Source organism: Candidatus Erwinia dacicola (assembly GCF_001756855.1).
Lineage (GTDB): Bacteria > Pseudomonadota > Gammaproteobacteria > Enterobacterales > Enterobacteriaceae > Erwinia > Erwinia dacicola.
In genome coordinates this window covers 1-4814 of the sequence record NZ_MAYS01000460.1, presented here as the reverse complement: position 1 = coordinate 4814, position 4814 = coordinate 1, and the positions used below count along the sequence as shown (strand labels likewise).

The 4814-nt window shown below is 52.3% G+C and carries 5 protein-coding genes and 3 pseudogenes; 4 read left to right on the top strand and 4 right to left on the bottom strand.

Going from position 1 to position 4814, the window contains the following annotated elements; all coding sequences use genetic code 11:
* Both BBW68_RS12305 and BBW68_RS12295 read right to left on the bottom strand, forming a co-directional pair.
* Positions 1–237: pseudogene (locus BBW68_RS12305) on the bottom strand (IS6 family transposase); the annotation flags it as partial.
* Positions 238–595: 358 nt separating this feature from the next.
* Positions 596–881: pseudogene (locus tag BBW68_RS12295) on the bottom strand (YcgL domain-containing protein).
* Positions 882–1038: 157 nt separating this feature from the next.
* Between BBW68_RS12295 and minC the strand changes: the two are divergent.
* The 3 genes from minC to minE are packed head-to-tail and all read left to right on the top strand — an operon-like array spanning position 1039 to position 2880.
* Positions 1039–1746 carry a septum site-determining protein MinC gene (minC, locus tag BBW68_RS12290; RefSeq protein ID WP_070135588.1) on the top strand — a complete coding sequence of 236 codons (708 nt, stop codon included), beginning with the start codon at positions 1039–1041 and terminating at the stop codon, positions 1744–1746.
* 42 nt (positions 1747–1788) lie between these two features.
* Complete coding sequence (minD, locus tag BBW68_RS12285) at positions 1789–2601, top strand: septum site-determining protein MinD (RefSeq protein ID WP_070135587.1); 813 nt, start codon at positions 1789–1791, stop codon at positions 2599–2601.
* Positions 2602–2604: 3 nt separating this feature from the next.
* The gene (minE, locus tag BBW68_RS12280) at positions 2605–2880 is read left to right on the top strand and encodes a cell division topological specificity factor MinE (RefSeq protein WP_070135586.1); all 276 of its coding nucleotides are present in this window, start codon (positions 2605–2607) and stop codon (positions 2878–2880) included.
* A gap of 58 nt (positions 2881–2938) precedes the next feature.
* Here minE and rnd read toward each other — a convergent pair whose 3' ends face one another.
* Both rnd and BBW68_RS19910 read right to left on the bottom strand, forming a co-directional pair.
* Complete coding sequence (gene rnd, locus BBW68_RS12275; protein ID WP_070135585.1) at positions 2939–4048, bottom strand: ribonuclease D; 1110 nt, start codon at positions 4046–4048, stop codon at positions 2939–2941.
* Positions 4049–4168: 120 nt separating this feature from the next.
* Positions 4169–4363, bottom strand: a pseudogene (locus tag BBW68_RS19910) (AMP-binding enzyme); the annotation flags it as partial.
* A 205-nt stretch (positions 4364–4568) separates the two neighbouring features.
* Here BBW68_RS19910 and BBW68_RS20790 point away from each other — a divergent pair.
* Complete coding sequence (locus BBW68_RS20790; RefSeq protein WP_186821333.1) at positions 4569–4736, top strand: hypothetical protein; 168 nt, start codon at positions 4569–4571, stop codon at positions 4734–4736.
* Positions 4737–4814 lie beyond the last annotated feature (78 nt).

Sequence of the window (4814 nt, the reverse complement as noted above, 5' to 3'; positions counted from 1 at the left end):
TTCATCGAGATGCCATGAGCCAAAACCGGAAGGTTGACGCCAGTACCAGCGCCGCCGCTTTTCCATCTCAGGTGCAGAACGCTGAACCCATCGATAAATCGTGGTGTGATCGACATTTACCCCTCGCTCAGCCAGCATCTCCTGCAGCTCACGATAACTGATGCCATATTTGCAGTACCAGCGGACGGCCCACAGGATAATATAACGCTCAAAATGTCGACCTTTAAATGGGTTCATGTGCTGCTCCTTCAACTAAACAGTGGCATCAGTTTACCATCGCCAGATCTTTGCAACAGTGCCGCCCGAGAACACTGCGGGATCGCGCACCCGGTTGCACCAAGGTGCTGCTGCTCTGGGTTTGCTTCAGAAAGCCACCAGAAGGAGTGGGGCTGACGGCAGATTTAGCTGCGGGTTCTGGGGTTTCGGAGGCCGGAGCGGCGTGGTTACTGGCGGCACAGCCAGCCAAGGCGACGGTGAACAATAAAGTGTGCAGGACTGACAGCTTCATGCGGCATCCTTTTTTTACACTCTCCACCGTCAAATTAAAAACATCCAGGAGGATTCTGAATGGTGGAGATATATTTGCAGACGGATCCTAATTAAACTTTTTTATCATTTTCCCATTTTCCAAGTGTATCTTAAGCAGACTTTTTACTGGCAGCGGCATCTGTAGATAAAAGCCTTCATCACGCAGCGCCGCTTTCACTTTCTCAATATCCACACCCACCAGTTTCTTACTTGTAGTCAAGCGGCAGCAGCATTGCCAACTGCGGTTTACCAAACCCTTTCAGTAAGACTTCGGGAACGCGGGAGAAATCGTCTTTTTTCGACATAAAGACAAGTCTGGTCACGCTGGGGACTCTGTAGATCACACAAAACATATTTTTCACTCGAATTAAGCGGGATGGTGGCTTGCCTGAATATTACAGTAACTATAACATGCTTGCAGAACTTCGGAATATTCACAGCTTTGATTATATCACCGTCTTGTGGGGTTGATTTAGCTGGGGTCAGAAATAACAGGACTGAGCGGGACAGATGTCACAATCGCCAATCGAGTTAAAGGGCAGTAGTTTTACGCTGTCGGTCGTTCATTTGCACCACACCGATCCTGATACCGTGCGTCGGGCACTGAAGGAGAAGGTCAGCCAGGCTCCGGCCTTTCTGAAAAATGCACCCGTGGTCGTCAACGTGTCGTCGCTCTCGCGCGAAGTCAACTGGCGGCTGATGCAGCAGGCTATCGTGGCGACAGGTTTACATATTGTTGGCATCAGCGGGTGCAAGGATGAGCAGTTAAAACGCATGATTGCGCTCTCGGGCCTGCCCGTCTTGAACGAAGGCAAAGAGCAGAAGAAAAATGCTGAGGCAGCTGCACTGCCGGTGCCGGTTGCCCCGACTGAGTTACCTAGCACCAAACCCCGGATTATTTCCACACCGGTGCGTTCCGGGCAGCAAATCTATGCCAAAAACAGCGATCTTATCGTCACTAACAGCGTAAGCGCCGGTGCTGAACTGATCGCGGATGGCAATATTCATATTTACGGCATGATGCGTGGGCGTGCGCTGGCTGGCGCCTCCGGCGATAAGAATTGCCAGATTTTTTGTACCAGTTTATCAGCTGAACTTGAACTGGTCTCCATAGCCGGTAACTACTGGATTATGGACCAGATCCCTGCTGAATTTCTCGGAAAAGCGTCGCGTCTTTGTCTCAAAGATGGTGTCCTGACTATACAAACATTGAACTGAGCTAGGCTCACGAGCCCTTTCTTTTCTTAAGGAAATTACTATATGGCACGCATTATTGTTGTTACATCGGGTAAGGGAGGCGTTGGTAAAACCACGTCCAGCGCGGCCATCGCTACCGGTTTGGCGCAGAAAGGTAAAAAAACTGTCGTTATCGATTTCGATATCGGCCTGCGTAACCTCGATTTGATTATGGGCTGTGAACGCCGTGTGGTTTATGACTTTGTTAACGTGATTCAGGGTGATGCCACGCTGAACCAAGCGTTAATCAAAGATAAACGCACCGAGAACCTGTTTATTCTGCCAGCGTCGCAAACCCGTGATAAAGATGCACTGACCCGCGAAGGCGTAGAAAAAGTGCTGAATGACCTCGGCACCATGGAGTTCGATTTCGTGGTGTGTGACTCCCCAGCGGGGATTGAAACCGGTGCCCTGATGGCGCTCTATTTTGCCGACGAAGCGATCATCACCACCAACCCGGAAGTGTCGTCAGTGCGTGACTCCGACCGTATTCTCGGTATCTTGTCCTCCAAATCACGTCGTGCGGAGAATGGCCAGGACCCGATTAAAGAGCATCTGTTACTGACCCGTTATAACCCGGGCCGTGTTAACTGCGGTGACATGCTGAGCATGGAAGACGTACTGGGAATTCTGCGTATTCCACTGGCCGGCGTCATTCCGGAGGACCAGTCCGTGCTGCGCGCCTCAAACCAAGGTGAGCCAGTTATCCTAGACGCTGAATCAGATGCAGGTAAAGCTTATGCCGATACCGTTGACCGTCTGCTCGGTGAAGAACTTCCCTTCCGCTTCATTGAAGAAGATAAGAAGGGTTTCCTGAAACGCCTGTTTGGGGGATAAACCATGGCCTTACTCGATTTCTTTTTATCCCGTAAAAAGAGCACAGCCAATATAGCCAAGGAGCGGCTGCAGATTATTGTGGCGGAACGCAGAAGGGGCGACAGTGAGCCCCACTATCTGCCACAGCTGAAAAGGGACATTTTGAAAGTGATCTGCAAATACGTGAAAATTGATCCAGAGATGCTGAGCGTTAAGCTGGATCAGAAAGATGATGACATCTCTATTCTCGAGTTGAACATCACCCTGCCAGAGACAGAAGCGGAAGACACACCGAAATGATCCCCAACCGCTCCTGATTTTCCCCTGCTATCGCAGCAGGGGAAAATTTCTTTGGGGTTTAGTACGCCGCGAGTAGCTCGTTGATGCCGCTTTCCAGCAGTTTCCCACGCCAGCCATCCACCAGCTCCGGCTTAGTCGTTTGTGGTTTCAATTTCCAGTACCAGCTCAGCAGCTGATTGATCTGACGGCGCGATGCCAGCAGTTCCTGACTGACGCCGTGCTGTTCAGCTGCCTCCGCGATCAGGGCTTTTAACCCTTTGAAAACCTGCTTGTAGTTTGGATAGTCAACCAAGTTCGGCAACGGCTGCGGTAGCTTTGCTTCGCTCAATGCATTGGCCTGCGCTACCATTGCGACCAGCGCTTTACCATGGAAACGGATCTCCTGCCCGGCCAGCCCCAGATGGTCCAGCTCGCCCAGTGAACCCGGCATAAAGCGGGCGACTTTCCACAAGTTCTCTTCGCGTACCACAAAGTTTACCGCCATATCATTCTCGCGTGCCAGCTCAAGCCGCCAAGCAGCCATCAAGCGCAGCGCGGCCAGCTGAGGTGGGCGCAGCTGCCAGGCATTGCTGATTTCACGCCAAGCATCCTGCGGGTCAAGCAGCGTGGTACGGCGCTTGCACAGCAGCTGGCACTCATCCAGCGCCGCATCCATCTGCCTTCCTGCTTCGGTCTCTGCCATCAGCTTATGCGCAATCGGCAGCAGATAGAACACATCAGCGGCGGCGTATTGGCACTGTTTTTCGGTTAGCGGGCGGGCTATCCAGTCAGTACGTGACTCGCTTTTATCCAGCGCGATGCCGGTAAAGGACTCAACGATTGTCGCGAAACCGCACGACAGCGGGCGGTTGCTGAAGGCAGCGAGGATCTGCGTATCGATCATCGGCTGCGGCAGCACGCCAAACTCGTGATGAAACACTTCGAGGTCTTCACTCCCGGCATGCAGAAATTTGATGCACTGTGCATCGACCAGCAGATCGCGGAACGGCATCCAGTCGGTGATCGGCAGCGGGTCGATCAGTGAAATAGTCTCCCCGTCGAACAGCTGGATTAAACCGAGACGCGGGTAATAGGTACGGGTACGGACGAATTCAGTATCCAACGCCAGCGCCGGAACCTGACTGGCGCGCAGGCAGACCTCGGCTAACGTCTCATTGGTGGTGACCATGGTGTAATTCAAATTTGTATTCTCTCGCCACAGGGGCCATTGCCCTGTAGTCAGCTGGCGTTAACAATAAAAATGCTGAGTAGCCCAGCATTGTACGTTAGCAGGAAAAGCCACTGGCGATCAACCTATGGGCTGGGCCGTCTTGATGGTTTCCTCGCGCAGTTCGCGATGCGGTATTTTGCCGATGTTGGTCTTCGGCAGCTAGTTATGGAACTCAATAATTTTAAGAATTTCATATCTTGTCAGATGCTTCTTGCAGTGAGCAAGCAGTTCATCTTTAGTCAGTGACGGCTCCTTCTTCACCACGCAGATTTTCTGCCATCTGTAGTGGCACACTGATACTGGCCACCTGATCGGAAGGTGATATTCTCACCTTCCCAACACCACAGGTGACCCAATGGCTAAAAATTTCACGCCAGAATTTAGCTCGAAGCGGCGAAGTTAGTTGTCGACCACGGCTATACCTACGCTAAGGCCGCAGAGGCAGTTAACGTAAGCCATTCGGCTATCCCCCGTTGGGTTGCGACTTGAGCGCCAGGGGAAAACGCCCGCCGGGCTTCCTCTGACGCCAGAACAGCTCGAGCTGCGTGAGGCGAGGAAGAAAATACAACGCCTTGAAATGGAGAACGAAATCCTAAAAAAGGCTACGGCGCTCTTAATGTCGGACGCACTCAACGGTTCACGGTAGTCGACAGGCTGAGAGCGAGGTATCCGGTCGCTGCGTTGTGCCAGACTTTTGACGTCCATCGCAGCAGCTACAGGCACT